The organism is Pantoea sp. ABR1s, assembly GCF_057812235.1.
Genome location: NZ_CM173823.1, coordinates 4,032,677 through 4,059,045 on the forward strand (window position 1 = coordinate 4,032,677; position 26,369 = coordinate 4,059,045).

General features: G+C 55.9%; 28 protein-coding genes and 2 pseudogenes. 6 read left to right on the forward strand and 24 right to left on the reverse strand.

Translation table 11 applies throughout. The features are described from left to right. Positions 1 to 16: 16 nt before the first annotated feature. Positions 17 to 628, forward strand: coding sequence for a glutathione S-transferase (locus ACXKZD_RS18905; protein WP_010257484.1), 612 nt, complete (start codon positions 17 to 19; stop codon positions 626 to 628). Between the two features lie 134 nt (positions 629 to 762). Here ACXKZD_RS18905 and ACXKZD_RS18910 read toward each other — a convergent pair whose 3' ends face one another. Beyond that, positions 763 to 1,062 carry a type II toxin-antitoxin system RelE/ParE family toxin gene (locus ACXKZD_RS18910; RefSeq protein WP_072000467.1) on the reverse strand — a complete coding sequence of 100 codons (300 nt, stop codon included), beginning with the start codon at positions 1,060 to 1,062 and terminating at the stop codon, positions 763 to 765. Further along, positions 1,059 to 1,343, reverse strand: coding sequence for a DNA-damage-inducible protein J (locus ACXKZD_RS18915; RefSeq protein ID WP_010671631.1), 285 nt, complete (start codon positions 1,341 to 1,343; stop codon positions 1,059 to 1,061). Before ACXKZD_RS18915 ends, ACXKZD_RS18910 begins: the two co-directional genes overlap by 4 nt. Before the next feature lie 412 nt (positions 1,344 to 1,755). On the opposite strand from ACXKZD_RS18915, the gene ACXKZD_RS18920 reads away from it, so the two are divergent. Together ACXKZD_RS18920 and ACXKZD_RS18925 are read left to right on the forward strand one after the other, a co-directional pair. Next, positions 1,756 to 1,926 carry a SymE family type I addiction module toxin gene (locus tag ACXKZD_RS18920; RefSeq protein ID WP_457184445.1) on the forward strand — a complete coding sequence of 57 codons (171 nt, stop codon included), beginning with the start codon at positions 1,756 to 1,758 and terminating at the stop codon, positions 1,924 to 1,926. Positions 1,927 to 1,937: 11 nt separating this feature from the next. Further along, positions 1,938 to 2,135: a SymE family type I addiction module toxin gene (locus ACXKZD_RS18925; protein WP_307515679.1), complete on the forward strand. Its 198-nt coding sequence runs from the start codon at positions 1,938 to 1,940 to the stop codon at positions 2,133 to 2,135. A gap of 175 nt (positions 2,136 to 2,310) precedes the next feature. Here ACXKZD_RS18925 and ACXKZD_RS18930 read toward each other — a convergent pair whose 3' ends face one another. The 5 genes from ACXKZD_RS18930 to ACXKZD_RS18950 all read right to left on the reverse strand — a co-directional run bounded on the left by ACXKZD_RS18930 (position 2,311) and on the right by ACXKZD_RS18950 (position 5,412). Next, a complete protein-coding gene (locus tag ACXKZD_RS18930) occupies positions 2,311 to 2,658 on the reverse strand; it encodes an immunity 8 family protein (protein WP_031593501.1) in 348 nt (115 codons plus the stop codon). 11 nt (positions 2,659 to 2,669) lie between these two features. Beyond that, positions 2,670 to 3,098: a filamentous hemagglutinin gene (locus tag ACXKZD_RS18935; RefSeq protein WP_307515681.1), complete on the reverse strand. Its 429-nt coding sequence runs from the start codon at positions 3,096 to 3,098 to the stop codon at positions 2,670 to 2,672. A gap of 152 nt (positions 3,099 to 3,250) precedes the next feature. Beyond that, positions 3,251 to 3,478 carry a hypothetical protein gene (locus tag ACXKZD_RS18940; RefSeq protein WP_307515682.1) on the reverse strand — a complete coding sequence of 76 codons (228 nt, stop codon included), beginning with the start codon at positions 3,476 to 3,478 and terminating at the stop codon, positions 3,251 to 3,253. 138 nt (positions 3,479 to 3,616) lie between these two features. Further along, complete coding sequence (locus tag ACXKZD_RS18945; RefSeq protein WP_307515683.1) at positions 3,617 to 4,090, reverse strand: hypothetical protein; 474 nt, start codon at positions 4,088 to 4,090, stop codon at positions 3,617 to 3,619. Next, complete coding sequence (locus ACXKZD_RS18950; RefSeq protein WP_488981798.1) at positions 4,087 to 5,412, reverse strand: VENN motif pre-toxin domain-containing protein; 1,326 nt, start codon at positions 5,410 to 5,412, stop codon at positions 4,087 to 4,089. Before ACXKZD_RS18950 ends, ACXKZD_RS18945 begins: the two co-directional genes overlap by 4 nt. On the opposite strand from ACXKZD_RS18950, the pseudogene ACXKZD_RS18955 reads away from it, so the two are divergent. Then, positions 5,366 to 5,515 (forward strand): annotated as a pseudogene (locus ACXKZD_RS18955) (SymE family type I addiction module toxin); the annotation flags it as partial. The gene ACXKZD_RS18950 and the pseudogene ACXKZD_RS18955 overlap by 47 nt on opposite strands. A gap of 94 nt (positions 5,516 to 5,609) precedes the next feature. Here the strand turns inward: ACXKZD_RS18955 and ACXKZD_RS18960 are convergent. The 8 genes and pseudogenes from ACXKZD_RS18960 to glyQ all read right to left on the reverse strand — a co-directional run bounded on the left by ACXKZD_RS18960 (position 5,610) and on the right by glyQ (position 15,839). Then, the gene (locus tag ACXKZD_RS18960; RefSeq protein ID WP_050482658.1) at positions 5,610 to 5,825 is read right to left on the reverse strand and encodes an Imm31 family immunity protein; all 216 of its coding nucleotides are present in this window, start codon (positions 5,823 to 5,825) and stop codon (positions 5,610 to 5,612) included. 5 nt (positions 5,826 to 5,830) lie between these two features. Next, a complete protein-coding gene (locus ACXKZD_RS18965; protein ID WP_080740542.1) occupies positions 5,831 to 6,487 on the reverse strand; it encodes a polymorphic toxin type 17 domain-containing protein in 657 nt (218 codons plus the stop codon). A gap of 6 nt (positions 6,488 to 6,493) precedes the next feature. Then, positions 6,494 to 11,026: pseudogene (locus ACXKZD_RS18970) on the reverse strand (hemagglutinin repeat-containing protein); the annotation flags it as partial. A gap of 35 nt (positions 11,027 to 11,061) precedes the next feature. Then, positions 11,062 to 11,328 carry a hypothetical protein gene (locus tag ACXKZD_RS18975; RefSeq protein WP_031593498.1) on the reverse strand — a complete coding sequence of 89 codons (267 nt, stop codon included), beginning with the start codon at positions 11,326 to 11,328 and terminating at the stop codon, positions 11,062 to 11,064. Next, on the reverse strand, positions 11,325 to 12,275 hold the full coding sequence (locus tag ACXKZD_RS18980; RefSeq protein WP_033759366.1) for a hypothetical protein: 951 nt from the start codon (positions 12,273 to 12,275) through the stop codon (positions 11,325 to 11,327). Before ACXKZD_RS18980 ends, ACXKZD_RS18975 begins: the two co-directional genes overlap by 4 nt. After that, positions 12,238 to 12,435, reverse strand: coding sequence for a hypothetical protein (locus ACXKZD_RS18985; protein WP_244636161.1), 198 nt, complete (start codon positions 12,433 to 12,435; stop codon positions 12,238 to 12,240). Before ACXKZD_RS18985 ends, ACXKZD_RS18980 begins: the two co-directional genes overlap by 38 nt. Positions 12,436 to 12,848: 413 nt before the next feature. Then, positions 12,849 to 14,918: a glycine--tRNA ligase subunit beta gene (glyS, locus tag ACXKZD_RS18990; RefSeq protein WP_488981799.1), complete on the reverse strand. Its 2,070-nt coding sequence runs from the start codon at positions 14,916 to 14,918 to the stop codon at positions 12,849 to 12,851. A gap of 9 nt (positions 14,919 to 14,927) precedes the next feature. Next, positions 14,928 to 15,839 carry a glycine--tRNA ligase subunit alpha gene (gene glyQ, locus ACXKZD_RS18995; RefSeq protein WP_010258942.1) on the reverse strand — a complete coding sequence of 304 codons (912 nt, stop codon included), beginning with the start codon at positions 15,837 to 15,839 and terminating at the stop codon, positions 14,928 to 14,930. Positions 15,840 to 16,060: 221 nt separating this feature from the next. Between glyQ and ACXKZD_RS19000 the strand changes: the two genes are divergently transcribed. After that, entirely contained in the window at positions 16,061 to 17,056 is a 996-nt protein-coding gene (locus tag ACXKZD_RS19000; RefSeq protein WP_187494906.1) for an acyltransferase, read from the forward strand. On the opposite strand, the gene ACXKZD_RS19005 is transcribed toward ACXKZD_RS19000, so the two are convergent. Both ACXKZD_RS19005 and yieH read right to left on the reverse strand, forming a co-directional pair. Further along, the gene (locus tag ACXKZD_RS19005) at positions 17,041 to 17,973 is read right to left on the reverse strand and encodes a GlxA family transcriptional regulator (RefSeq protein ID WP_324700506.1); all 933 of its coding nucleotides are present in this window, start codon (positions 17,971 to 17,973) and stop codon (positions 17,041 to 17,043) included. The genes ACXKZD_RS19000 and ACXKZD_RS19005 overlap by 16 nt on opposite strands. An 11-nt stretch (positions 17,974 to 17,984) precedes the next feature. Then, complete coding sequence (gene yieH, locus ACXKZD_RS19010) at positions 17,985 to 18,644, reverse strand: 6-phosphogluconate phosphatase (RefSeq protein WP_010258939.1); 660 nt, start codon at positions 18,642 to 18,644, stop codon at positions 17,985 to 17,987. Positions 18,645 to 18,796: 152 nt separating this feature from the next. Here yieH and ACXKZD_RS19015 point away from each other — a divergent pair, with 152 nt between their 5' ends. Next, on the forward strand, positions 18,797 to 20,110 hold the full coding sequence (locus ACXKZD_RS19015; RefSeq protein WP_045139491.1) for an NCS2 family permease: 1,314 nt from the start codon (positions 18,797 to 18,799) through the stop codon (positions 20,108 to 20,110). Between the two features lie 36 nt (positions 20,111 to 20,146). On the opposite strand, the gene ACXKZD_RS19020 is transcribed toward ACXKZD_RS19015, so the two are convergent. The 7 genes from ACXKZD_RS19020 to rpmH all read right to left on the reverse strand — a co-directional run bounded on the left by ACXKZD_RS19020 (position 20,147) and on the right by rpmH (position 25,772). Continuing rightward, positions 20,147 to 20,896 carry a 4'-phosphopantetheinyl transferase family protein gene (locus ACXKZD_RS19020; protein ID WP_488981800.1) on the reverse strand — a complete coding sequence of 250 codons (750 nt, stop codon included), beginning with the start codon at positions 20,894 to 20,896 and terminating at the stop codon, positions 20,147 to 20,149. A 178-nt stretch (positions 20,897 to 21,074) separates the two neighbouring features. After that, a complete protein-coding gene (locus ACXKZD_RS19025; RefSeq protein WP_187494904.1) occupies positions 21,075 to 21,665 on the reverse strand; it encodes a malonic semialdehyde reductase in 591 nt (196 codons plus the stop codon). 265 nt (positions 21,666 to 21,930) lie between these two features. Next, on the reverse strand, positions 21,931 to 23,295 hold the full coding sequence (gene mnmE / locus ACXKZD_RS19030; protein WP_010258935.1) for a tRNA uridine-5-carboxymethylaminomethyl(34) synthesis GTPase MnmE: 1,365 nt from the start codon (positions 23,293 to 23,295) through the stop codon (positions 21,931 to 21,933). A gap of 92 nt (positions 23,296 to 23,387) precedes the next feature. Beyond that, the gene (gene yidC, locus ACXKZD_RS19035) at positions 23,388 to 25,034 is read right to left on the reverse strand and encodes a membrane protein insertase YidC (RefSeq protein ID WP_010258933.1); all 1,647 of its coding nucleotides are present in this window, start codon (positions 25,032 to 25,034) and stop codon (positions 23,388 to 23,390) included. 2 nt (positions 25,035 to 25,036) lie between these two features. Further along, positions 25,037 to 25,294: a membrane protein insertion efficiency factor YidD gene (gene yidD / locus ACXKZD_RS19040; RefSeq protein ID WP_008926397.1), complete on the reverse strand. Its 258-nt coding sequence runs from the start codon at positions 25,292 to 25,294 to the stop codon at positions 25,037 to 25,039. Further along, positions 25,258 to 25,617, reverse strand: coding sequence for a ribonuclease P protein component (rnpA, locus tag ACXKZD_RS19045; protein WP_008926396.1), 360 nt, complete (start codon positions 25,615 to 25,617; stop codon positions 25,258 to 25,260). Before rnpA ends, yidD begins: the two co-directional genes overlap by 37 nt. Before the next feature lie 14 nt (positions 25,618 to 25,631). After that, on the reverse strand, positions 25,632 to 25,772 hold the full coding sequence (rpmH, locus tag ACXKZD_RS19050) for a 50S ribosomal protein L34 (protein WP_003849659.1): 141 nt from the start codon (positions 25,770 to 25,772) through the stop codon (positions 25,632 to 25,634). Positions 25,773 to 26,369 lie beyond the last annotated feature (597 nt).

Sequence of the window (26,369 nt, forward strand, 5' to 3'; positions counted from 1 at the left end):
GACTCTGGAGAACCCGATGAAACTGATTGGCAGCTATACCAGCCCGTTTGTGCGTAAGATTTCGATTATCATGCTGGAAAAAGGCATTACTTTTGAATTCGTTAACGCATCGCCTTACAGCGATGACAGCCACGTGCCGCACTACAATCCGCTGGGCAAAGTTCCGGCGCTGGTCGCTGACGATAAGCAAATCTGGTTCGATTCCAGCATCATTGCGGAGTTTCTGGAACTGCGTGGCGTGGAGCCTGCTCTGCTGCCTGCCGATCCGCTTGAATCGCTTAACATCCGTCAGCTGGAAAAGCTGGCGGATGGCGTCAGCGATGCCGCGCTGGTGATCGTGCGCGAGCAGATGCGTCCGGGGGATTTGCAGTCGGAAGAGGTGCTGCTGCGCAATCGTGAAAAGATTCAGCGCAGCCTCGACATGCTGGAAGCGAAGGCGGCAGAGGGCAAATGGCTTAACAACGGCCAGCTCAATCTGGCGGATATCGCCACCGGTTGCATGATCGGCTACCTCAATTTCCGTCGCGTAGTCCCGAACTGGTGTGTCGAACGACCCGCGCTGGTGAAACTGGCAGAAACGCTGTTTCAGCGCGAGAGCTTTGCAAGGACGACGCCGCCTGCGGCGTGATGGGTGCTGTGGCTCGCAGGTGAAAAATAAAAGGTGCGGTTTGGGTGCTAATTTTCTAATCCAGCTCTGAAGCGTGCCGTTCTGTCTGACGACGTTCTTATGCCTGACAATCTGATGCTGGATGAACAGGCTAACTATCTTTGATAGCGGCCTGATATTTTCCGGGATGTATGAAGTACCCGCAGGATGCGAACGCCATCTGTTTCGGCAACATAGATGATGATGAACGGAAAGCGTGGCACCACCAGTTTATATTGTTTTTCTGTGCCGACTTTTGTTCCGGCCCGCGGGTTTTCGCTAAGCAGACTGGCCATATGGGTAAACTTATCGTCTGTTGCACTGGCTACCAGCAGGCCAGCCTCACGATACAGATAACGAAATATCGTCTCCCTGTCTGCCTGCGCCTGTTTTTCCCATTGAACGGCTGATATCACAACGTTCCCCGCGCGGCCTGCGCTTTCAGTTCTTCCATGCGGGCATTCATTTCATCGTTACTGATGAACTCGCTATCACCGGCTTCATAACGACTGAATGCCGCCGTGATTTGCTCTTCCAGCCATGCATCATGTTGGCCATCCTGATATTGCCGCTCTTCAGCAGCCAGCTCTTCCGCTCGCTGACGCATAACCTCTGTCAGCGTCATCTTCTGGCGCTCTGCTGCCCGCATCGCCAGCCGTTTAACGTCCTCATCAATCCTGAAGTGGATAGTACTCATAACCTGACTCTCGCGTGGTGTCATTTGTGGTGTCATCATGCCTGTCATCCTTTTCCCTGTCATCATCATTTCACTCTTATGCGATGCCGGAAATCGCCATACCCATATAAACAAATGGCCGGCTGCAGATGCTGAAGAGAGTATTGGGGAGAGGATGTAAACGAAATAGTAAACGGAAAAAACAATCCGTTTTCAGAGACGACTCGCAATGTATTACTTAGCTTTCAGCGAGTTTACAAAGCGGGCGGTGTATATTTGAACAGGAGAAAACAGAAAAGGAAGAACGTAACGAGAAATTTTTAGCGCGAGCTGAAGGTGGTGGAACACCAACAGCCCGCTGACCACAACTAACTGAACTGGAGCTAGAGCTGATTCTACGTCAGAACCCGCTGTACCCCAAGCACGCAAAAGCATCGTTGGTTACCGCCCCAACGGTGGCAGACCGAATCCATTACCCCAACTGACCATCAAAGGACGATGGCTGGAACAGTGGGGATTTATTAAAGGACAGCCCGTAAATATCATCGCCGAACAGGGTCAGCTGATTATCCGCATCGCGCCCGTCAGGGAGGATGATTTATGAATATCGCCCTTATGCAAGGACCAGTCCCGGAGTTGAACATCACGGGTGGCCAGCTGGCCGCTCTCGGATTTAACACCGACACGCCGTTCCGGGTGACGCGCCACGATAACTCGCTGACAGTGGCTATCGTCACCGATGAAGCGGAGTGGAAAGAACTCTGTATAGCCTGTAGCGATCGTGGCTCGATTCTTCATGGGCGGACTGGGTGAGGGAGAACGGCGAGGTGATTATCGGCGGCGACTGGCTGACCGGCTTTGATATCACTGAGGCGGAACAGCTGGAGATTACCGCTGAACCCGGTGTGATTCGGTTGCAGCGGCGGTAAGCGGGGAGGATTTAGGGATTAAAAGCAAAATCCCGGTCTCACTGGCCGGGATTTAACGTTTAAGGCTGATAATCTTCATATTCCCAGGCAAATACGCGGGAGAGTTTATGCGCTATCTCCATCCAGTCTCTCCCTTCGCACTGGTCGATATAATCCGTAATGGTTTTGGTGATCTCATCCAGATCGTATTTACGCACCAGAAGCGTATGGCGCATCAATTCTGGTAGCCAGTGGTGTTTGCAGAGCCATTCTGGGGTACAGACATAAACCTCAAAATGATTTATTCCTTTTTCTTCTGATGGCCCTATACATAAATGGGCTAAAAATTGAAAACAATCATCTTCTTCAGGTTCATAACTTGATAAATCAAGCCAATCACAACCAATACTTCTCAGAGATGCTTTCATTTATTTTCCCCTTAAATATTCAAGTGACCGTTACCAGTTTTATCCATTTTTCCTGTTTCAATATTTTTTGTATAACTTTCAAAGTTAGCCTGAGTTACCGTTGGATTTAATGAATCCGGAGCATTTGGCTTTTCTTTAGGGGATCTATAAATTCTGGTTCCATCAGCACTGACTAATCCTGTGCCATCACTTGTTGGTCTGGCTCCGTCTCCCACCCAAATTTTACCCAGCCGATCAGCTTCCTCTTTAGTGCCAGTACCAACACCATAGTTCAGCTTCCCATTGTCACCTTTGACAACCGCCGCCAGTCTGGGATCCTGCTTCGCGATATTATTCAGATTTTGCTGGATCAGCTCTTCTTTCAGTTTTGGATAGGTAGCTGAACTATAGGCCGATATTTCATCACTTGCTTTATTAATCAGCTTCGACGCTTCAGCCACGTCGCCTTTCTTCAGCGCCGTTTCTGCTGCCCTGATGACCTTGCCTGCCGCATCTCCCGCGCCAGGAATGGTACGAGGTTACCGCACCCAGCACCGCGTGCGCCATCAGGTTCGCCTGGATATTAACCTTACCGTTCGCGTCCGTCGTCAGCTCATGTATCTTTTCCGCCAGGTACGGTGCCGCCGCGCCGCTTATCGCCTGCGCAAGGTTCCCACCAGACAGCCCCGGTAACGTTCACCTTCGCCGCCCCGGTCATCGAGCCGAACGTGAAGCTGCCGCCCGCGCTGGCGCTCTGCTGCTTACTGTCGTAGCGGTCGCTGTCTTCCTCTGAGGTCAGCGTCAGGTTGCGGCCCGCATCCACCTTCACGCTCGTCGACACGCTGATGCATTAGCCGCCTGAACTCATGCCGATGCTGATGGCCTACTACGCCTTACGCCCCATTCCGAACCTGCTGTACGCGAAAATCTGATCATTAAAGTTAAGAAAACGTCGGTTAATTGAGGTCTAGGTTCTAATTTATAAGTGTTGATATTTAATACCTTCGTCTTGTTCATATGATGACGACAAAGATTCCAACATACTTATTTCATCTCCAACATTCATAATGAACAAGATTAATTCACCTTCAAAAACCAGCTTTACACCTATAAATGCATCCTCTAATGAAGAAAAAATTAAAAATACTTTTAAAAGTTTTTTTTCGAGATAATTAACGAACGGATAAACGTGTGAAATATCAATGACCGTTTCTCTCCCATATTCGCCAAGATCATTTCCCTGGAGAGATACGTCTGTTAATTCAAGTGTCGAGCCATCCCTTCCACATTTAAAACTCTCCATCTCTTCAACTTCTGAAAAAACAAGCTGTAATTGCTGAGGGTGACTAAAATCATGAGTTTCAAGCGAATAAATCACCCCATTAACCCTTAGAAGCTTTCTTCCAACGACACTGCGAGCCCATTTTTGATATCCTCCCACAACATTAATCATTTCGGATCCCCCTTCAATGCATTTATTACAGATGTATTATTAATACCATCTTTAAGGATAGTGACGAAGCTACCATCTGGTTTGGTAACAACAACATTATTACCCTTGATCCTAAAAAATACATCTCCACGACTGGCCCCGATTCCAGTACCTTGCCCCGCAAATTTTCCAGCAATAACTTTATCCGGGTGAGAACCGATATCATTGATAATATCTAATACACGCTGTCTATCTGCTGCGTTCGATGCATTACCACCAAAATCTTCAACGTGTTTTCCAAGCTTTTTACCTAGTTGTGCATTGTTAACTGAGAATGCAGCATTAGATCCAACTCCAGAGCTTGGTAAAGATATTTGGCCAGAACTCGGTAAATGCCCTGATATTTCATCGCTGGCCTTATTAATCAGCTTCGACGCTTCAGCCACGTCGCCTTTCTTCAGCGCCGTTTCTGCTGCCCTGATGACCTTGCCTGCCGCATCTCCCGCGCCAGGAATGATACCGATTGCAGCCACAAGGTAATCAAGCGCCGACTGCGCTTCCGCAAAGCTTTTGATATCACCCACAACAGGTACGAAGTCAGCACCCAGCGAAGCCATATCTTTCAGCGCTTCACGCCGCTCTTCATACATCTTCACCGAGCAGGCTTCGGCGCTCATGCCGCCGCAGTTTGCCTTCTTATAGCGTTCGTTTTCCGCCTCAACGTACTCACCGGCCTTCTGTTCCGGCGTCTTACCTTCAGACTGCGCCTGCGCAATATCACTCAGTGCGTTATTTTCCAGCGACGTTTTTCCCGCCTGAGCCCCCGCCACCGCATCCGCCGTGCTGTCACCCACAACGCCGCCCGCAAGACCCGCTGCCAGCGTACCCAGCGCGCTTATCGTCTGCCGCTGCTCCTCAGACAGGTCACTGCGCTTAACCCCCGGATACAGCTGCTGCGCGATGTACTCGCCCATCACCGCGTGCGCCATCAGGTTCGCCTGGACATTTACCTTACCGTTCGCATCCGTGGTCAGTTCATGTATCTTTTCCGCCAGGTACGGTGCCGACGCGCCGCTTATCGCCTGCGCCACGTTCCCGCCCGACAGGCCCTGCACTGCCGCCGTCACTGCGCTGATGGCACGCTGCACCTTACCGCCGGTCCCGAACGGTTTCTGCGCCGTGTCGTAAGCCTGCTTCGCTATTTCATCTGCCGTCGGGTTCAGCTTCCCTTTTTTGACCAGCTCTTCCCTCGCAGCCGCCAGTGCTTCCGGATCTTTCTGCACCTTCAGGCCCGCCACCCGCGAACTGTGGGGCTGCGTCGAGGGCTTAAGCGTGGTGCCCATCAACCGGAAGAAGGTGGCGCAGTGGCTGACGGAGTTTCCTGGTGCGATGCACAGCACCAGTGACGCGCCGCAGTTTAAGCGTGATGACGGGCATTTTGCGTAGGGGCTGATAAAACAAACCGGCTATTAATGAAGTGAACCCCTACTTGTTGGATGTCCAACTTTATGGAGTCAGCACATTATAGCCGGGCTTTTTATCAATAAAAGTCTTCTCGACTGAAGGTAATACCAGTGGGGGAAACATCATCTTTATCGAAGTACACTGTGTTTTCTTTCCCATGAATTACTACAGAGTAACCAAAGACAGTATTCTCCTCCTCGCTGATTCCAAGAACGACTCCCTTGCATTTTGCGTACTTACTATTTTTAGCATCCGCTTTAATTTCTACTTCTTGATAAAAATCTATTTTCATAGTTTTCACTTATGCGTAACTTTTCCATCAAGGGAGATATTAAGGTGAGAGCCATCTCGCGTTGCCCAACCTAACTGAGCTTTACCTGTTCGTGATAACTGGACATCCCACTCAAATGCCTGGCCCGCTGTACGAGATGGGCCTTTAACCCATTCATTCCCAAACTTGTCAATGTAACCTTTATTTGGGCCTCTTGGCAGAGGTTGAGATGCAGAGTACCCCTCTGGCGGTATATAACGAATTTTACCTTCATTCGGTAGCTGAACATAGTTGATACGACCTTTAGTCGACCACGGTTGCGCAGCTCCGCCTGTGCCTGAGGGATTGAAAGGTGGCTCTTCTATATAAGCGGGATTCTTACCTGTCTGCGCCGAACTACTTCCCTTCATCCCATAAACCGCGCCACCAATCGCCGCTGTGGTATGAACGCCAGCCATCGCGGTATAGAGGCCGTCTGCTGTCTCCTTACTCACACCCCAGTTTTCAGCGATACGGTTAACGTTGGCTTCGCGCTCCGCTTTCGCATCCGCCGAGGCATACTGCCACATCAGCGCGTCAACCTGACCTTTTCCTTCTTTATAAACGCTGCCCATCGTGCCGATATACTGGCCGTCGAGCTGCTGGTCATAACTCTTCGACATCGCTGCCAGTTCCTGCCGCATTCCCTGGCAGGCTGCTGAAGAAAGCCCTTTACAGGCTGAGTCTAACGCTTCATCGAATGCCTTATCTTTCGCATTCAGGTCACTGATTAACTTCTCAGCCTGCTGTTTCTTTTCGGCTTCCAGATACGGCAGCGACCACTTCGCATCCTGACGCTGCTTCTCGCCTTCGGCGTGCAGCGCATTATTCTCAACCGCGTTCTTACCCGCCTGAGCCCCCGCAACAACATCCGCCGTGCTGTCACCCACAACGCCGCCCGCAAGACCCGCCGCCAGCGTACCCAGCGCGCTTATCGTCTGCCGCTGCTCCTCAGACAGGTCACTGCGCTTAACCCCCGGATACAGCTGCTGCGCGATGTATTCGCCCATCATCGCGCCCGAGGCTCCGGCCAGCGCAGCATTGCCCGCCGCGTACGAGGTTACCGCACCCAGCACCGCGTGCGCCATCAGGTTCGCCTGGACATTAACCTTACCGTTCGCGTCCGTGGTCAGCTCGTGTATCTTTTCCGCCAGGTACGGTGCCGACGCGCCGCTTATCGCCTGCGCCACGTTCCCGCCCGACAGGCCCTGCACTGCCGCCGTCACTGCGCTGATGCCCTGCTGCAGCGACGAACCCGTGCCGAACGGCTTCATCGCGTTGTCATACGCCCGCTGCGATATATCGGCTTCCGTATAAGGCTTACCGCTTGCCGACAGCTGCTCACGCGCCGCCTGAAGAGCCGCCGGATCCTGCTGCGCCTTCAGGCCCGCTATCTGGCCCTGCGTCCGTGCGATATCCCCCGCCTGAGCCCCGATTTCCCCGATAAGCTGCGCCTCCTTCAGCCGGTTCTGCTCCTTCTCCTTATCAAAGATGACGTCCAGCCCCGGGTTCGCGTTCGCCACGTCGCGACTCAGCTCTGCCACGTCCTGATTCTGCTTCGACGGGTCGCGGATGACTATCGTGCCTTCGCTCACCGCCGCCTTCGTGGTGGAGTCCGCGCTGCCGCTGTCGTTCAGCCCCGCCAGCATGCCGTTCGCCATGTTCCCGGCGAACTGACCGCCGATGCTGCCGCCGGTGCTCATGCCCGCGCTCTGATGCTCCACCTCATATTCCGCGTGGTTCTCTATGTCGCCGAAGCCCAGCGTGCCGGTGTCGAGCCGGTTCTTATCGGCGTTAGAGGTGGAACCGATAACCGCGCCGTTCAGCTGCGTATGCTCACCCACCGTGACGTCAAAGCCGCCCTTCCCGGCAAAAATCCCCGTCTGCTCCGCCACGCTCTGCCAGGTGCTGTGCATCTTATCCCGGCTCACGTTCAAGTTCGCCGACCCGGTCATTGAGCCGAAGGTGAAGCTGCCGCCCGCGCTGGCGCTCTGCTGCTTCGAGTCATAGCGGTCGCTGTCCTGCTCTGAGGTCAGCGTCAGGTTGCGGCCCGTGTCCACCTTCACGCTCTCACCGCTGGCCTGCGCGCCCGTGAGCGTCGTGTCGCGCCCGCTGGTCAGGCTGAGCCGGTTGCCCGCGTCCAGCGTGGTCTCGCTGTGCGTCAGCCCGTTGCCTTTTTCGCTGCCCTTCGCCGCGTTGACGCTCGCCGACACGCTGATGCCGTAGCCGCCTGACCCGACGCCGATACCTACGCCGACGCTGCCGCCCTTGCTGCTGTTTTTCCCATCGGTGCTCTGCGTGTTCTGCGCCGACTGCAGCAGGATGTCCCGTGACGCATCAAGACCCAGGTCGCCGCCCGCCTTCAGCTGGCTGCCGGCGATGCTGATGTCGCCGCTCTGCGCCGTACCGTTTTTGCCGGTTGCCGTGACGGTCAGATTCCGGCCCACCGTCAGCGTACTGCCCTTCGACTGACTGCTCTCGGTACGCGTTTCGCTTTTCGACGACTGACTGCCGTACGAGGCGCTGACGCCGATGGTGTTGGTCGAGCCCGCCTGATAGCCGTCCTGCCCCGGCTTCAGGTCGCCGGCGGCATTGTGTGCGTTTGCGGCGGCAGTATTCAGCCCGTCCATCTGAGCCGCCTGCGCCGCCTGCACCCCGTTCAGCGCCGCCTGGGTGTTCTGCAGCGCGCTGACCCGCCCGTCGCCCGACTTCCTCGCCTGCTGCGCGCTGCTCACCGCCGTGTTGAGCGCGCTGCCTGCCGTGCCTGACAGGGCGATGCTCAGACCGCTCTGTTTCTGTTCGAAGGTTTCCTTACGGCTGCGTGAATCAAAGCCCGGGTCGATAGTTACGCTGTCGCCCGTCAGGTTCATGTCTTTACCCGCCACCAGGTCTGCGCCGCCGACGTGCAGCCGGTTGCCCGCCGTGATGTCCACGCTGCCCTGGCTGCTGCCGATGGTGCTGACGCTCTGGCTCTGGGTGGTGCCTTTTTCATCAATTTCGTGCCGCGTGGACTGCTTGCCGACGGTGAAACCGATGCCACCGCTGCCCAGCAGCCCGCTCTTTTTCTTTTCTTTCAGCTGGTAGTGGCTGTCGGTCTCGGTTGCCGCGCCGATCTCCACGTCGCGTCCGGCCCGCAGACTGACGTCCCGATCGGCGGCCACCGCCGAGCCGGTCACCGTCAGGTCGCGCCCGGCAATGACCGTGACACTTTCGCCGCTCAGCAGGCTGCCGTTCTCGCGCGTGCTGCCGTCCTGCGTAATAGTGTGGCTGCTGCTCTTTTTCAGGAAGCCTTTTCTCTCAGAACGTTCTTCACTAAAGTCCAACGCCCGTTCGGTGGCGGTATTGAGGGTCACATCCTGTTTCGCCTGCAGTGCAACGGCCCCCAGCTCACTGTGCAGAGTGCTGGCCGTGGCGGTGATGCTGCCGTCCTGCGCTACCACCGTGACGCCATCACGTCCACTGAGTGTGCTCCCCACCACGTTCTCACTCAGCATTTCCTCTGAGCGTTCACCTTTGGTTTTCCGGCCGCGACTTTTTTCTTCTGAGACGCGGTGCTCGCTGTCTGTCGTGTGGCTGAGGATGACATCCTTTTTCGCCTGCAGCGCAACAGCACCCTGTCCGCTGTGCAGCGTGCTGCCGGTGACCGTCACGTCACCCTCACGCCCGATGACCATTACGCCCTGCTCTCCGCCGAAGGTGCTTCCCATGCTGCCCTCACGAATCGTCTCCTCGTCACGATGACTGCGGGTATTACCCAGCCGCCTGTTCTCGCTGTCCAGGTCCTGCGTGCGGGTATGCGCGTCCTTGATGGTAACGTTCTGCGCGCTGATGCCAATGCGGCCCTCGGTACTATCAACCTGCGCGCCTTCGGCCAGCAGGTTATTACCCGCCACCAGCGTCACGCCCTGGTCACCGCTCAGGGTGCTGAGCACCAGGCGATCTTCCGTGCGGCTGTTGCTGACCGATGAAGTCCGGCTGCCAGCCTCAAGATGGGTGGCATTGGTGGTGGTTTCAGCGCCGATGTGAATGTCGCCGCCAGCCTGAACCCGGGCAGAGCCGGAGGCGCTGGCCTGGCTACCGGTCAGCGTCAGGTCACGCCCGGCCGAGAGCAGAAGATTGCCACCGGCGTTAAGCTCGCTGCCCTGCGCCTGCTGCCACTCGCCGCTGACCTGCGCCATGCGCCTGCCCGCTTCTTCTATGCCGCTGCTGGTGCGGTTACCCATCGCCCCGGAGATCACGTTCAGGCTGCCGCTGTGACTGCTTTTCGCGGCACCGATCTCAAGGTTGTTGTGCGCGCTCAGACTGAGGTTATTGGTGGCATTGAGTTTCGCGCCCTGCAGCCGGATATCGGTGCCGCTGAGGCTGATATCCTCAGCACTCATCGTCGCCTGACGCAGGGCATTCTGCAGATCGGTGCTGATCGTCAGCGTCTCCGCCTTCACATCAATGCTGCCCGCCTTGATATCGCCACCCAGGTGCTGAAACTGCCCGCTGTCGATGGAGAGCGCCTGGTCCGCAAAGAGGTTACCGGCATTAGTCACGCTGTCTGCCGAGAGCTGCAGATTACCGCCGCCAATCACCGCGCCCGCGCCAGTCAGGCGCAGCGTGGTCTGTGCCAGATAAACTTTCGGCACCCACACCGTCTGAGGGCCGTCTGCCGTATCAACCGTTTCGCTGACCAGCCAGACGATATCCTGTTGCAGCGCCGCAATCTGCTGCGGCGTCAACGCCACGCCCGGCACCAGATGGAAATCCTGCGCCACTTTAGAGCCGTTGTTCATTAGCTCCTGATACTGCGCCATCGCATCCCAGCCGTTAACGGAAGGCCTGCCGGTCAGCTTCAGGACCTGCTCGCGTACCAGACGCTGCTCATAAAAACCGTCGCCCAGGCGTTTATGCACCTGTGACGGGTCGTAACCCACCCGTTCAAGCAGATAGTCGCTGCTGATAAATTTGCTCTTGCTGGTAAAACGCTCGTCAGTCACGATCAGATACGGGCTGCCCGCCGCGGTATGCTGGCTGAACAGACCATTATTGGGGATGGTTGTGGCGACTTTCTCCAGCTGTTGTAGCGCCGTCAGGGCCAGTTCAGCCGGTAACAGTGGGCGACCCGATGTGTTATCACCCGTCGTAAGTTCTGTGTCGCCGTCATGACGGGCGACGCCGTCTACGGCAAAGGCCAGGCCACACGGTATTAGCTGGTCAATGATTGAGAATATTAAATACCCTTGTTAAAACCCCTATTACCAAACTGATGCCCAAAACATTTTCCAGTTTTCATATCGACGTAAATATTCACGGGAGTAGAGGTCTCAATCTCCATCCATGACTTGTTTTCTACATCTTCGCTAGAAGTCTCAACGATATAGCATTCAACACCATCATAAAAAGCCGTTTGAATGAAAGTAAATTTCTCACTCCATCCCATTTTATGCCGGGATGCGTAGTCACGAGCGGCGTCCTTAGCGTCTTCTAAGCTTATCATTGCTGAATTCCATAATAGACATTGTACATAGCACCGCCTACAACAACCGGCCCAAGAAATACGCCAGCTGCTTCATGTCGAAGTGCGGTAAAGGTAATCTCATAGTTATTGGTTAACGGGAATTTGAAACCATTAATAACATAACGTGGTGACATTCCTTTCGCTCTCATTAGCCCAACCATCTCGGCAAATGCTTCTTCCAGATAACGTAAAATATATGACCTGTTGTAGGAGCTAGTATGCATAAAGGCTCTAAGCTCTCGAAGCAGATAAAACTTTGGCGCAATGGAGGAATGTACCCGCTCATGATATATGGCCGCCAGAACATCCTCAGCCGCTTGTTCCGCTGTTTTTACTGTACGGTCGTAGGCTCTGCCAATAGTAATGTCACCCCATAAATTAGTTGAACCTAACCCGGCATTTTGCCTATCAGTAAAGCGGATTTTTGGGCGATACCGCCAGGATGAAGAAGTGTTTCGGGGGCCATTCATTGCGCGGCCCACTGATGCGCTGTATTTAGGCATACGTATATTTCTGTATGAATGCCTGAAGGCGTCGCGAGGGTTCTTTTTCAGTAAAATCGCCATCACAGTATCTACGCCAATCATGGTAATGGCTGCAGCTAAATAGGCAGCCGCATCATCAAGATCACTTTCAGTTCTGGCTTTGTATGTTGTCTTACCGAATTCGTAGAGCTTTTTTGAAGCCTCAACAGCCACACCACCTACGGCAACCCAACCCGCCACAATCAGAATGAGGTCAGCTAACTCACCAATACCAAAAAAGTGTGCACCAGCCCATAAACCAGTTATTGCAGCCATTGTGGCCAATGCTTGAGGGGTCAGCATTGCCAACAATTGTTGGCCGACATCACCAGGCAGAATTTTTGCAGCCTTAGTGATGGAAACTTCAAGTTTTTGCTGCATATCCATATTTGAGACATTCATCTAAACACCTTTTAGAATTATTTTCACGCATCTGCTGACGCAACTGTTGCCCGGTTTCAATTGCCTGGCCTTCTTCGCGGGGATTATCGGCTGGTGGGGCTGCCATCAGCGGGAAAGCAGAGCAGAGCAGCGCGCCTGCCACCATGGTGAGCAGACGCACTGGCGGATGCCAGAGCGATAAACAAATCCTTTTCATGAAAATTCCATTTCACTAAATGTAACCGGGTGTAAATTCTGGCGAATTATCCATCAGGTGAGGGGAAAAACAAGAGGGCTGGCTATTTTTAGGGCGGTTTCTTAACCACCGGATTGATGAAAAAATTTAGAGTATGACAGGAGAAAAATTAACAAGTAACCATTTGATATATATGAAACATTTATAATCTGGCGCATCACAACAGCCGATTCCTGATGACCGGCAATGGCAGTTTGAGCACTTTAGCGTATTCATTTGCACCCTAAAAAATGGCCGCTATAGCGGTCACACTCAGGTATGAGTCGAAGACATCAGGCCAAAAAAATCCCATAAAAAAAGGGACGATTGCTCGTCCCTTTTTCGCACAACAAATAGCATTACTGTAGCAGTGAGATATCCGCGACCTGCAGGAACAGCTCACGCAGTTTTGACAGCAGCGTCAGGCGATTAACCCGCACCGCCTGATCGTCGGCGTTAACCATCACTTTATCGAAGAAGTTGTCTACCGCAGTACGCAGCTGTGCCAGTTCGACCAGCGCATCCTGATAACGACCTTCAGCGAAGTAAGGCTGCAGCTTGCTGCTCAGCGCAGTGACAAAGGTCGCCAGCTGGATCTCTTCATTCTCTTTCAGCAGCGACGCCTGCACGCTCTCATTCAGCGTTTCAGTCGATTTTGCCAGAATGTTAGAGACGCGCTTGTTCGCCGCCGCCAGTGCTGCGGCTGCTTCCAGCGTACGGAAGTGCGACACCGCTTTCATGCGTGCATCAAAGTCAGCCGGACGGGTCGGACGACGCGCCAGAACCGCCTGCAGCGTGTCGATGCTGTGACCCTCTTCCTGATACCAGGCGCGGAAGCGACCCAGCATAAAGTCGATCACATCATCCACCACGCGGGCGTTGCTCAGCTTGCTGCCATACAGGCGCACCGCTTCTTCGGTCAGAGTCTGCAGATCGAGCGGCAGCTTCTTCTCAACGATGATACGCAGCACGCCCAGCGCCGCACGACGCAGTGCGAACGGGTCTTTGTCGCCTTTTGGATGCTGACCAATGCCGAAAATACCGGCCAGCGTATCCATTTTATCGGCAATCGCCAGTGCACAGGCGACAGGGCTGGACGGCAGATCGTCACCGGCAAAGCGCGGCTGATACTGCTCATTCAGCGCCACCGCCACATCTTCGGCTTCGCCGTCGTGACGCGCGTAGTGCATGCCCATCACGCCCTGGGTGTCGGTGAACTCGAAGACCATGTTGGTCATCAGGTCACACTTCGACAGCAGGCCCGCGCGGGTGGCGTGATTCACATCTGCGCCAATTTCACCGGCAATCCAGCCCGCCAGGGCCTGAATGCGATCGGTTTTATCGCGCAGCGTGCCCAGCTCTTTCTGGAACAGCACCGTCTCCAGACGCGGCAGGTGATCTTCCAGACGCTTTTTGCGGTCGGTATTAAAGAAGAACTCCGCATCGGCCAGGCGTGGACGTACCACCTTCTCGTTGCCGGAGATAATCTGACGCGGATCGCTGGATTCGATGTTGGTGACGAAAATGAAGTTCGGCATCAGGTTGCCGTCATTGTCATACACCGGGAAATACTTCTGATCGCCTTTCATGGTGTAGACCAGCGCTTCCGCAGGCACCTTGAGGAATTTCTCTTCAAAGGTCGCGGTCAGGACCACCGGCCACTCCACCAGCGATGTCACCTCTTCCAGCAGGCTGTCGCTGATATCAGCGTTGCCGCCTAAACGGCGTGCTGCTGCTTCAGCATCGGCTTTAATCATCGCTTTGCGGACCTGATAGTCGGCAATGACCTGGCCGCGTTTTTCCAGCACATCAGGGTACTGATCGGCGTTGTCGAGCGTGATTTCGCTTTCACCCATAAAGCGGTGACCACGAATAACCCGATCTGACTTAATGCCCAGAATGGTGCCTGGGATCAGCTCATCGCCCAGCAGCATCGTCACGGTGTGAACCGGACGAACGAACTGCACATCGCTGTTGCCCCAGCGCATCAGTTTTGGCACCGGCAGCTTGCTGAGCGCGGTAGCGATCATTGCGGGCAGCAGCGCCTGGGCCGCTTCGCCTTTGACCTGAGCGCGATAAACCAGCCATTCGCCTTTATCGGTGGCGAGACGTTCAGCCTGATCGACGGTAATGCCGTTGCCACGCGCCCAGCCTTCAGCGGCTTTAGTCGCGTTGCCGTCAGCGTCAAACGCAGCAGCGACTGCCGGTCCGCGCTTCTCTACTTCCCGATCGGGTTGTGAGGCGCTCAGGTTAGCGACTTTCAGCGCCAGACGACGCGGCGCAGCAAACCAGCTGACCTCGCCGTGGCTCAGGTTAGCGGCATCCAGTTCAGCAGTGACCTGCGCGGCAAAGGCTTCTGCCAGGCTGCGCAGGGCTTTTGGTGGCAGCTCTTCGGTGCCGATCTCCACCAGGAAGGTTTGTTCAGTCATGGCTGCCTCTTACTTTTTGTTATTGCACATCGGGAAGCCCATTGCCTCGCGAGAGGCGTAGTAAGCTTCAGCCACGGCTTTGGTCAGGGTACGAATGCGCAGAATATAGCGCTGACGCTCTGTTACCGAGATCGCTTTGCGGGCATCCAGCAGGTTGAAGCTGTGTGCCGCTTTAAGAATGCGTTCGTAGGCGGGCAGTGGCAGCGGTTTTTCCAGCGCCAGCAGATGCTGCGCCTCTTTCTCATACTGCTCGAAGCAGGTAAAGAGGAAATCAACGTCGGCGTATTCGAAGTTATAGGTGGATTGCTCCACTTCATTCTGATGGAACACGTCGCCGTAGGTGGTTTTGCCCAGCGGACCGTCGCTCCACACCAGATCGTAAACGCTGTCGACGCCCTGGATGTACATCGCCAGACGCTCCAGACCGTAGGTGATCTCGCCGGTCACCGGCTTACACTCCATGCCACCAACCTGCTGGAAGTAGGTGAACTGCGTCACTTCCATGCCGTTGAGCCACACTTCCCAGCCGAGTCCCCAGGCACCCAGCGTCGGGTTTTCCCAGTTATCTTCCACGAAGCGAATGTCATGCACCGTCGGGTCCATACCCAGCTCTTTCAGCGAGCCAAGATAGAGCTCCTGAATGTTGTCCGGTGAGGGTTTGATGATCACCTGGAACTGGTAGTAGTGTTGCAGGCGGTTCGGGTTTTCACCGTAGCGGCCATCGGTAGGACGGCGTGATGGCTGCACGTAAGCGGCGGCGATCGGCTCCGGGCCGAGTGCGCGCAGGCAGGTCATCGGGTGTGAAGTGCCAGCGCCCACTTCCATGTCCAGCGGTTGGACAATGGTGCAGCCCTGACGCGCCCAGTAATCCTGCAAGGTCAGGATCAGCCCCTGAAAGGTTTTGGTATCAAACTTTTGCATGTTGAGTGTGCACGCGCTTCGGTTAGATTAAAAAAAGAGGCCGACAGTATACCCTTTGACCGCGCGATGTGCAGCCGTAAATCCCAGGCGCTACCGGCGCGTTTTCGCGGTGATTCAGGGCGCTGGCATACAGATGGCTCCGAATCCTGCTGGCAGCAGTTGTTGCTCTGGTCGCATTTGGCTACCCTTTTGCGCACGGACGCGATGCGCAAGAGGATGCCATGCCGCATAAGATTTACTGGATCGATAATTTACGCGCGGTTGCCTGCCTGATGGTGATCGTGATTCACACCACCACCTGGTATATCACCGGGCCGATGGCGGTGACTGGCATCACCTGGGATGCGGCTAATCTGCTGAACTCAGCATCACGCGTCTGTGTTCCGCTGTTCTTTATGATCTCCGGCTATCTGTTTTTCGGCGAACGCAGCGCCCAGCCGCGCCATATGCTCCGGCTGGTGCTCTGTCTGCTGTTCTACAGCGCGGTATCGCTGGCCTATATCACCTGGCTGACCCCCATCAGCGAAGGGCGATCAATCCTGAAGATGCTGCAGAAGCCGGTGTTTTATCACCTGTGGTTCTTCTTTGCGCTGATCGGCATCTATCTGCTGTCACCCCTGATCCAGGTAAAAACCGTGCAGGCGCGCTACGTGGCGCTGCTGGTGCTGGTGCTGGCGGTGCTCGCCAACCCCAATACGGTCAGCCAGTCGCTGGGGCCGTTTCACTTTCTGCCGGTTAATCTCTATGTCAGCGGTGACAGTATCTACTACCTGCTCTATGCGCTGCTGGGACGGGCTATCGGCACCATGGAAACGACCCGGCGCGGCCTGACGCCGCTGGCTGCCGGGCTGTTTATCGCCTGTGTGATTGGCATTACGTTAGGGACGAAACAGGCGCTGATCGTCAACGGGGCGTTTAATGACACCTGGTATCTCTACTGCGGACCGCTGGTGTTTATCGCCGCGATCAGCCTGCTCATCGTGTTTAAAAACAGCCTGAACCAGCGCACGCTGCCGGGTTTAACGGTGATTGCACGCTATTCACTGCCGATCTACGGCTTTCATGCGCTGTTCATTCACTACCTGCGAACGCATCATTACGATGATATGTCGCGTCCGTGGCTCGACCTGCCCTGGGTGTTCGGGCTGACACTGGGCGGCAGCCTGTTGCTGGGGATGGCGCTGAAACGCGTCGATACCCGTCACTTTGTCAGCTGATCGGCTTCGCGCTGGCGGGCGCGCCGTAGCTGGCGCGCCGATGAAAACCCCGCCGCCAGCGCCGCTTTTTCGGCAGATTCACCCTGCTGCTGACGCTGGCGTGCCACGCCAACCCGCAGCTGCTCATGGTATTCACGCACGCTAATCCCCAGATGCTGGCGAAACAGCCGCGCCAGATGGCGGCTGCTGACATGCGTGCGTCCAGCCAGCTCGGTCAGGGTCCAGCCGTGCTCAGGATGGGCAATCATCAGATCCTGCGCCCGATGAATGGCCGGATGCATGTGGTTGCGGTAACGCAGCCACGGCGAAAGTTGCGGATCGTCACCGGCCCGGCGGAACCAGACCACCATCTCCCGCGCTACCGCCAGCGCGGTTTGCGTATCACAGAGCTGATTAATCAGATGCAGCGCCAGATCGATTCCCGCCGTGATGCCTGCGCTGGTCCAGATATTCTCATGCCCGACAAACACCCGGTTCTCCTGCACCCGTGCGCGCGGGGCCGCGGCTTTCAGACGGGCAATCACATCATGATGAGTGGTGCAGACCACGTCATCCAGCATGCCTGCCTGCGCCGCCAGCAGCGCTCCCGAGCAGACGCAGACCAGCATAAAGGTCTGCGCGCGCAGCGCGCCGTGCTGGCGCATCAGCCACTCGCGTGCCTCTCCGGCCTGCGGCGTGGCGTAACAGACCTGCGAGTCATAGACGCCTGGCACCACCAGCAGACTCCCGGCGGGCAACTGTTCAGGTAACGGTTCGATGCCGCCAATGGTCATGCCGGTGGAGCAGACCACCTCCGGCTGCGGGCCGATGTAGCGCAGCGTAAAGTGCTCGCCCGCCAGCTTCAGCGTCTCGGCCGGGCCGGTGAGATCCAGCGCCATCACGCCGGGCAGGGTTAAAAACCAGACGGTGTGTGTCATGCTGGCCCGCGCTACACCAGATCCCAGCCACGGGCGCGCCACAGCGCAGGCAGTTGCGCCATATCGTCGAAGCGCGTCACCAGCGGGTGATCCAGTTCAGGGTTGTGTGGGTCAGCGCAGTAGTAGTAGACCGGAATGCCAGCGGCGATACCGGCGCGGGCGCCCGCTTCGGAGTCATCCACCAGAATGCAGCGCTCAATCGGCACCTGCATCTGTTCCGCAGCGTGGTACATCAGTTCCGGATCGGGCTTCCAGTGCAGAATGTCATAGCCGCTGTAGAGGTGCTCCGCAAACAGCGGCAGCATGCCGGTTAAGCCCAGCGAGTGCTGCATCTTTTTTACCGTCCCGTTTGAAACCACGCACATCGGCACCTTGATCTGCTCAACCAGCGCTTTCGCGCCCGGGATGGGCTGCAGTTGCTGATCAAACAGCCGCGCGACCTCTGCGCGATAAGCAGTCTCCACCTCTTCCATCGGCAGCGTCACCTGATGCGCGTCGCCGACGTCACGAATAATGTCGTAGAGTTTGACGCCCTTATACTTTTCAAACATCTGCTGCAGCGACAGTTCCAGGCCGTAACGGGCAAAGGTGTTGACGTAGGCCTGGGTACAGAGCAACTCACTGTCCACCAGCGTGCCATCGCAATCAAAAAAGACGCATTCTACTGACATCAGACTCTATCCTTCGATTCAGGGGTGTGCTCCACACTCTACCGCACTCAGCGCAGATTGCGAGACTGGCAATCGGTTGCGAAAAATCATTGTATTGCCCCGGTAAAATCGCCAGGATACGCGCCGATGATTTTTTCTTCTGGATGGATGGCATGAGCAAGCAAGGCGTTTTGCAGCGCATCTTCAGGCTGCAGGAACATGGCACCACGGTGCGCACCGAAGTGATCGCGGGTATCACCACCTTTCTGACGATGGTCTACATCGTCTTCGTCAATCCGCAGATCCTCGGCGTCGCCGGCATGGATACCCAGGCGGTGTTTGTGACCACCTGTCTGATTGCCGCTTTCGGCAGCATTCTGATGGGACTGTTTGCCAATCTGCCGGTGGCGCTGGCGCCCGCAATGGGGCTGAACGCCTTTTTTGCCTTTGTGGTGGTTGGCGCGATGGGCTATTCGTGGCAGGTGGGTATGGGCGCGATCTTCTGGGGTGCGGTCGGCCTGCTGATCCTGACGCTGCTGCGGGTTCGCTACTGGATGATTGCCAATATCCCGCTGAGCCTGCGCGTCGGCATTACCGCCGGTATCGGCCTGTTTATCGCCATGATGGGGCTGAAGAATGCCGGTATTATCGTGCCGAATCCCGATACCCTGGTGGCCGTGGGGAACCTGACCTCGCACAGCGTACTGCTGGGCGCGCTGGGCTTCTTTATCATCGCTATTCTGGCATCACGCAATATCCACGCGGCAGTGCTGATCTCGATGGTGGTTACCACTGCTATCGGCTGGATGCTGGGTGACGTGAAGTTTGTCGGCCTGTTTTCTGCGCCGCCTTCCATTTCTTCTGTGGTCGGCCAGGTGGATATCAAAGGCGCCTTCAACATCGGCATGGCGGGCGTGATCTTCTCCTTTATGCTGGTCAATCTGTTCGACTCCTCCGGCACGCTGATCGGCGTCACCGACAAAGCGGGACTGACCGATGAAACCGGCACTTTCCCGCGCATGCAGCAGGCGCTCTATGTCGACAGCATCAGTTCAGTGAGTGGCGCGCTGGCGGGCACCTCATCCGTGACCGCCTATATCGAAAGCACCTCGGGCGTGGCGATTGGTGGCCGTACCGGCCTGATGGCCGTGGTCACCGGCCTGCTGTTCCTGCTGGTGACCTTCCTGTCACCACTGGCCGCGATGGTGCCATCCTACGCCGCTGCGGGCGCGCTGATTTACGTTGGGGTGTTAATGACCGCCAGCCTGTCGCGCGTACGCTGGGATGATCTGACCGAAGCCGTTCCGGCGTTTGTGACCGCCGCCATGATGCCCTTCAGCTTTTCCATCACCGAAGGCATTGCGCTGGGATTCATCGCTTACTGCGTCATGAAGCTGGGTACTGGCCGCTGGCGTGAAATCAGCCCCTGCGTAGTGATTGTTGCTCTGCTGTTTGTGCTGAAGATTGTTTTTGTAGACGCGCACTAAGCGCATTCAGGGCCGCAACCTCCGGGTTGCGGCTTTTTACATTTCAGGATGCAGGCTGCGCTCGCTGGGCAGGCTGGTCAGCCGCAGAGCATGAGGCCCGATGTTGGGCTTACCCATCTCTATTTCGCGTAATGCGTGCCACTGAAAGGCGTTATTCATCTCCCACAGATGCAGACGCTGAGTCGCAGACGACAGCGCGCACGACCAGACCAGCATAGGCTCCGCATCACACACCACCTGAATATCGGGATAGAGTGAAGATCGCAGCCGACCCGCACCGGGCAACAGGCGCAGCGAATCCAGCCCCCGATCGCCCTCTCCCGTCAGCTTGAGAATGCTCTGGCGTAATGTCCAGATCTGCGTCACCGCCTCCATGGCATCCTGCTGGGCATTGATCCAGGCGATCTCGCCCGAGGTTAATCCCTGAATCAGCTGCTCCTGAGTCTGACGGCTTCTGGCATGCACAATCTCCATATCCAGACCGGCACGCCCACCCTCTTCGGCCAGCAGCACACCCACCGTATTGCCCGCATAGGCGATGCTGAAATCGGGCAGATCGCTGTCAGCAAAAAAGGGGCGTCCGTTGCTCTGGATAAGCAGGCGCGGCAGCTCACCAATGCCATAAACCCGTAGCATCAGTTGTGCCAGCAGGGTACGGGCGGCAAGAAATCGCCCACGGCGTTTCTCAGCAAACTGCTGTGCCGTGTCGGTGATAGCCTGAGGAATGCGTAAATCATTAGCCGGGAAGCCGGGATCGCCCGTCCAGCGTACAAAATGACCAGCCATCTGTCGCTCCGTGAAAATGGTCAGATAATCATCAGAAGCATTGTAGGAATTTTCTTACCTTAATGCACCTGGCAACGCACAGATTGGGATAAATTCGGAATAGGATGAGCAGAGTGAGCTGAGTTGCGGGGATCGACCAGAGATAAGCGTCGCGATTCGAATCGCGACGCGGGCAGCATCAGGCGAAACGGCTCGCCTGCTCAAAGCTCAGTCGCGGCAGGCGCGGATGCAGTTTTGACGCGTCACCATAGCCAAGGTTAATCAGCAGGTTAACCTGACACTGACCGTCGGGGAAAAAGGCGTCATTGACTTTGGCCGGATCAAACCCGGACATCGGACCGGCATCCAGACCCAGCGAACGCGCCGCCAGAATCAGGTAGCCCGCCTGCAGGCTGCTGTTACGGAAAGCGGTCTCTTTTGCCGCCTCGGGACTGCCGGTAAACCAGCTGCGCGCATCAGCATGCGGGAACAGGGCGGGCAGCTGCTCATAGAACTCGCGGTCCCAGGCCACAATCACCGTGACCGGCGCGCTCATGGTTTTTTCCAGATTGCCGGAAGAGAGTGCCGGTTTCAGCTTCTCTTTGCCTTCCGCCGAGGTCACGAAAACAAATCGCGCAGGCGAGCAGTTCGCCGAGGTCGGGCCCAGTGCCGTTAAAGCATAGAGCTGCTCCAGCAGGGCGTTATCGACGGGCTTAGCCTGCCAGTAACTATGGGTGCGGGCGTCATTAAACAGCGTGTCCAGTGCGGCAGTGTCGAGCGGTGTACTCATGCAACTCTCCTGTTTCAGGCGAAAAAGTTCGCCCAACGGTGTTCACGTAGTGGGTTTGCGTCCGGTCCGGCGCGGCGGGATGAGGCGGGGATTATTCACCGCAATCCGTCGCCGCACGTCAGATCGGCGCTTCAACCGTTATACGGCAATGCCGTGCCGCCGCAAAATAACATATCAGCAAGAATCAACGCAGAAGCGGGAATAACAGGGAGGCAGCGTGGCAGGAAATCTGGCCTGACAGCAAGACGCTATCAGGCCAGCACGGTTATTTACCGATACAGAAGCTGGAGAAGATGCGACCCAACAAATCGTCAGAAGTGAACTCGCCGGTGATCTCGCTTAACGCCTGCTGGGCAAGACGCAACTCTTCCGCCAGTAACTCACCGGCCCAGGCACCGAGCAGCTGCGCTTTACCCTGCTGTAAGTGCGTTGCCGCCAGCTCCAGCGCCTGCAGATGACGGCGACGCGCCAGGAAGCCGCCTTCCATATTGCCGGCGAAGCCCATGCTCTGCTTCAGGTGATCGCGCAGCTCGTCCACGCCCGCGCTGGTGCGTGCCGACAGGCGAATCAGTGAGTGACCATTTACTTCTGTCAGACCGAGGGACTCCCCGGTGACATCCGCCTTGTTGCGGACCACGGTAATCGGCAGTTCGGGCGGCAGACGAGAGACGAAATCGGGCCAGATAGCCGCCGCTTCGGTGGCATCGGTCGTCGTGCCGTCCACCATAAACAGCACGCGGTCAGCCTGTTCGATCTCCTGCCAGGCGCGCTCAATCCCGATGCGCTCCACTTCGTCGCTGGCTTCACGCAGACCAGCGGTGTCGATGATATGCAGCGGCATGCCATCAATATGAATATGCTCACGCAGTACGTCACGGGTGGTGCCTGCGATATCCGTGACGATGGCGGCGTCACGGCCCGCCAGCGCATTCAGCAGGCTCGATTTGCCCGCATTAGGCCGGCCCGCAATCACCACTTTCATCCCTTCACGCAGCAGGCTGCCCTGACGCGCTTCGGCACGGACGGCATCCAGATCGCCGATCACCGTATTCAGCTGCGCTTCGATTCTGCCGTCAGAGAGGAAATCGATCTCCTCATCCGGGAAGTCGATAGCGGCTTCGACATAGATCCGCAGGTGAGTGAGTGCTTCCACAAGATGATTGATACGGGTGGAGAAAACGCCCTGCAGGGAGTTCACTGCCGAACGCGCCGCCTGCTCAGAGCTGGCATCAATCAGGTCAGCAATCGCTTCGGCCTGCGCCAGATCGAGCTTGTCATTCAGAAACGCACGCTCTGAAAACTCACCCGGCTGAGCGATACGCACGCCAGGCAGCGCCACGATGCGCTTCAGCAGCAGGTCCAGGATCACCGGGCCGCCGTGGCCCTGCAGCTCCAGCACATCTTCACCAGTAAAGGAGTTAGGACCAGGAAACCACAGCGCAATGCCCTGATCCAGCACGCGGCCATCGCTATCGGTGAACGGCAGATAATCGGCGTAACGCGGCTTAGGCAGTTTGCCCAGCAGCTGGCGGGCGACCTCTGCCGCCTGGGCGCCAGAGACGCGCAGAATGCCTACGCCGCCGCGTCCGGGCGGCGTCGCCTGGGCAACAATGGTATCGCTGTGGCTCATAAATTTTCTCTCGCTACAAAAAACACAGGCGGTCGCTTTGACCGCCTGAGAATAGACTATTTTAGGGCGGGATTGCTCCCGCTCTGGATCGCTTACGCTTTCTTCTTGTCGCGGCTATGCAGACCACGTTTTTCCAGGCCGCGATAAATCAGCTGCTGCTGGAGAATGGTGACCAGGTTGCTGACGATGTAGTACAGCACCAGACCTGATGGGAACCACAGGAAGAACACGGTGAAAATCACCGGCATATACGTCATGATCTTCTGTTGCATCGGATCGGTCACGGTGGTCGGTGACATCTTCTGAATGAAGAACATGGTGATGCCCATCAGAATCGGCAGGATGTAGTACGGGTCCTGCGCTGACAGGTCATGGATCCACAGAATAAATGGCGCATGACGCAGTTCAACCGAGCCTGACAGCATGTAGTAGAGCGCCAGGAAGATTGGCATCTGAATCACCAGCGGCAGACAGCCACCCAGCGGATTCACTTTCTCTGCTTTATACAGCGCCATCATTTCCTGGCTCTGCTTCTGCTTGTCATCACCCAGACGCTCACGCATCGCCTGAATTTTCGGCTGCAGCATGCGCATCTTCGCCATCGAGGTGTACTGCGCTTTGGTCAGCGGGTACATGATGCCGCGCACGATGAAGGTGATCACGATAATGGAGAAGCCCCAGTTACCGATGAAGCTGTGAATAAATTTCAGCAGTTTGAACAGCGGCTGAGAGATAAACCACAACCAGCCGTAATCCACGGTCAGATCAAGGTGCGGCGCAATCGCTGCCATCTTGTCCTGAATTTCCGGGCCGACCCACAGCGTTGCACCCAGATTCTGCTGTGCGCCCGCAGCAATGGTGACCGGTGCAGATTTATAGCCAATCGCCGCCACGCCATTACCCAGGTTGCTGGTGTAAAGGGTGTTGGTGCCTTCGGTACGCGGAACCCATGCCGTTGCAAAGTACTGCTGCAGCATCGCAACCCAGCCATTGCTGGTGGTGGCGTTCAGGTTCTCGTTATCCGCGATGGTGTCGAATTTATACTTCTCATATTTCGACTCGCTGGTGGAGTAGGCCGCGCCACGGAAGGTGTGCAGAGCAAAGTTGTTGCTGCCGGTATCACGATGCTTAGGCAGATCGATGGTCTGCTTCAGCTGGCCAAACAGCGACACTTCCAGCGGCTGCTGGGTGGTGTTGTTGACATGATAATCGACATTAACGGCATATTCGCCACGCTTGAAGATGAAGGTTTTGGTGTAAACCACGCCATTTTCAGCGGTGTAGGTCATCGGCACACGCAGTTCGGACTGGCCATCAGCCATCTCGAAGTGATCCTGCGCAGCGTTGAACAGCGGACGCGCGCCGTTGTTCGGGTTATCCGGGCCATTACGACCGGTCAAACCACTCTGTGCCTGATAAAGGAACGCTGGCGTTGTTTCAAGCAGCTGGAACGGCTGGTTAGAACCCAGTTTGTCCGGGAAAGTCAGCAGCTGTGCTTGTTCAACATCACCGCCTCGGGTGTTGATATTCAATGACAGGACATCAGTCTTAACGGTGATCGTCTGGCCCTGACCGCTGGCCGGTACACCCTGACTGGCGGTATCACCCGCTACGCTGTTTGTGCCTTGTGTGGTCTGCGTCTGCTGTGGCTGCGGAGCGTGGTCCGTCTGCCAGGCTTGCCAGATCATAAAGGTCACGAACAGAAAAGCGATGAGAAAGAGATTGCGTTGCGAATCCATCGTTAATGTTCTCTGGTATCAAAGGTTTTTGGCGGCACAGGATCGTCACCACCCGGGTTCAAGGGGTGGCATTTTAATACGCGTTTTAATGTCAACCAACTGCCTTTTATCAGGCCGAACCTGCGTAATGCCTCAATTCCGTAATGAGAGCAGGTCGGGTGAAACCGACAGTGTGGTCCCAGTAATGGACTGATGCCGCGTTGATAGACGCGTATCAGGACGATCAGGAGCCGCGCGCCAGGCGACAGTGACGACGCCATAATTTCTCCAACGCTTCCGCCAGCATACGGTTATCCAGATCGGCAACCCCCTTCTTCGCGACCACCACGAAGTCCATCGACGGCAGTTCATGTTGACGCAGACGAAAGCTTTCGCGGGTCAATCGCTTGATCCGGTTGCGTTCATGAGCGCGTTTCACATGTTTTTTAGCGACGGTGAGACCGATGCGGGGATGCCCCAGCGCGTTAAGGCGGCCGAGAATAGTAATTTGCGGCGTGCCAGCCCGTTGTGGCTGCTGGAAGACGAAAGTGAAATGAGTGGGAGTTAACAAACGTAACTCCCTGGGAAATGCGAGCTTACCCATCAGGGCTTGCTTTATTACTTAGAAACGGTCAGACGAGAACGGCCTTTAGCACGACGACGTGCCAGAACCTGACGACCATTTTTTGTTGCCATACGAGCACGGAAACCGTGTGAACGGTTGCGCTTCAGTACGGACGGTTGAAAAGTGCGTTTCATGGCGGTTTCTACCTAAACTTGAAAATTTTCACTGGGTGACGCGTTTCGGGCCAGAAAATCGACCTACGCCTCAATGTGTCTTTAATAAAGAGGCGGGATTGTAATAATTGTACAGTCCCGAGTCAATTTACTTCGCGTGTCATAGTGCCTGAAAACCCGCATACAGCCCGCAGAGTCCCGACTTTGCGCCTGATGGCTCAATGTCGGGTGGAGAATTATACGGGCTCCGCACTAAAGCGCAAGGATCGCACGGGATCTTATTGCGATCGGCTTGCCGGATCCTGGGGATAAAATGAGATGTCGCCCGAAATTTTAATGGATTGCGCCAGATCCCTGCTGGTTTTTCCCGCAACTGGCGTAAACTTCTTTGCGCGCCTCTGGCCTGTGGATAAAAAGGATCAAAACTGTGTAGAAAGGGAAGATCTCTGCCTCGCTTTGCGCTATGATCCGCCCTTCCGCTGACGATCCTCCGGTGATTGCAGGACGGAAAACCGCTGATAGCGGTCGCAGGCGCTTTCTTAGCGTCTGTGTCAAAAATGAACGTTTCTTAGAGTAACGCCTACTATTCTTTTCGAATTTGTACGAGTGGAGTCCGCC

Bases quoted from the DNA above. Each gene is read 5' to 3' on its own strand.
- ACXKZD_RS18905 (WP_010257484.1), top strand. From the start codon at position 17: ATGAAACTGATTGGCAGCTATACCAGCCCGTTTGTGCGTAAGATTTCG.
- ACXKZD_RS18915 (WP_010671631.1), bottom strand. From the start codon at position 1,343: ATGAGTACTATCCACTTCAGGATTGATGAGGACGTTAAACGGCTGGCG.
- ACXKZD_RS18925 (WP_307515679.1), top strand. From the start codon at position 1,938: ATGCAAGGACCAGTCCCGGAGTTGAACATCACGGGTGGCCAGCTGGCC.
- ACXKZD_RS18930 (WP_031593501.1), bottom strand. From the start codon at position 2,658: ATGAAAGCATCTCTGAGAAGTATTGGTTGTGATTGGCTTGATTTATCA.
- ACXKZD_RS18945 (WP_307515683.1), bottom strand. From the start codon at position 4,090: ATGATTAATGTTGTGGGAGGATATCAAAAATGGGCTCGCAGTGTCGTT.
- ACXKZD_RS18950 (WP_488981798.1), bottom strand. From the start codon at position 5,412: ATGGGCACCACGCTTAAGCCCTCGACGCAGCCCCACAGTTCGCGGGTG.
- ACXKZD_RS18960 (WP_050482658.1), bottom strand. From the start codon at position 5,825: ATGAAAATAGATTTTTATCAAGAAGTAGAAATTAAAGCGGATGCTAAA.
- ACXKZD_RS18965 (WP_080740542.1), bottom strand. From the start codon at position 6,487: ATGCGGCAGGAACTGGCAGCGATGTCGAAGAGTTATGACCAGCAGCTC.
- ACXKZD_RS18975 (WP_031593498.1), bottom strand. From the start codon at position 11,328: ATGATAAGCTTAGAAGACGCTAAGGACGCCGCTCGTGACTACGCATCC.
- ACXKZD_RS18980 (WP_033759366.1), bottom strand. From the start codon at position 12,275: ATGAATGTCTCAAATATGGATATGCAGCAAAAACTTGAAGTTTCCATC.
- glyS (WP_488981799.1), bottom strand. From the start codon at position 14,918: ATGACTGAACAAACCTTCCTGGTGGAGATCGGCACCGAAGAGCTGCCA.
- glyQ (WP_010258942.1), bottom strand. From the start codon at position 15,839: ATGCAAAAGTTTGATACCAAAACCTTTCAGGGGCTGATCCTGACCTTG.
- ACXKZD_RS19000 (WP_187494906.1), top strand. From the start codon at position 16,061: ATGCCGCATAAGATTTACTGGATCGATAATTTACGCGCGGTTGCCTGC.
- ACXKZD_RS19005 (WP_324700506.1), bottom strand. From the start codon at position 17,973: ATGACACACACCGTCTGGTTTTTAACCCTGCCCGGCGTGATGGCGCTG.
- yieH (WP_010258939.1), bottom strand. From the start codon at position 18,644: ATGTCAGTAGAATGCGTCTTTTTTGATTGCGATGGCACGCTGGTGGAC.
- ACXKZD_RS19015 (WP_045139491.1), top strand. From the start codon at position 18,797: ATGAGCAAGCAAGGCGTTTTGCAGCGCATCTTCAGGCTGCAGGAACAT.
- ACXKZD_RS19020 (WP_488981800.1), bottom strand. From the start codon at position 20,896: ATGGCTGGTCATTTTGTACGCTGGACGGGCGATCCCGGCTTCCCGGCT.
- ACXKZD_RS19025 (WP_187494904.1), bottom strand. From the start codon at position 21,665: ATGAGTACACCGCTCGACACTGCCGCACTGGACACGCTGTTTAATGAC.
- mnmE (WP_010258935.1), bottom strand. From the start codon at position 23,295: ATGAGCCACAGCGATACCATTGTTGCCCAGGCGACGCCGCCCGGACGC.
- yidC (WP_010258933.1), bottom strand. From the start codon at position 25,034: ATGGATTCGCAACGCAATCTCTTTCTCATCGCTTTTCTGTTCGTGACC.
- yidD (WP_008926397.1), bottom strand. From the start codon at position 25,294: ATGGCGTCGTCACTGTCGCCTGGCGCGCGGCTCCTGATCGTCCTGATA.
- rnpA (WP_008926396.1), bottom strand. From the start codon at position 25,617: ATGGGTAAGCTCGCATTTCCCAGGGAGTTACGTTTGTTAACTCCCACT.
- rpmH (WP_003849659.1), bottom strand. From the start codon at position 25,772: ATGAAACGCACTTTTCAACCGTCCGTACTGAAGCGCAACCGTTCACAC.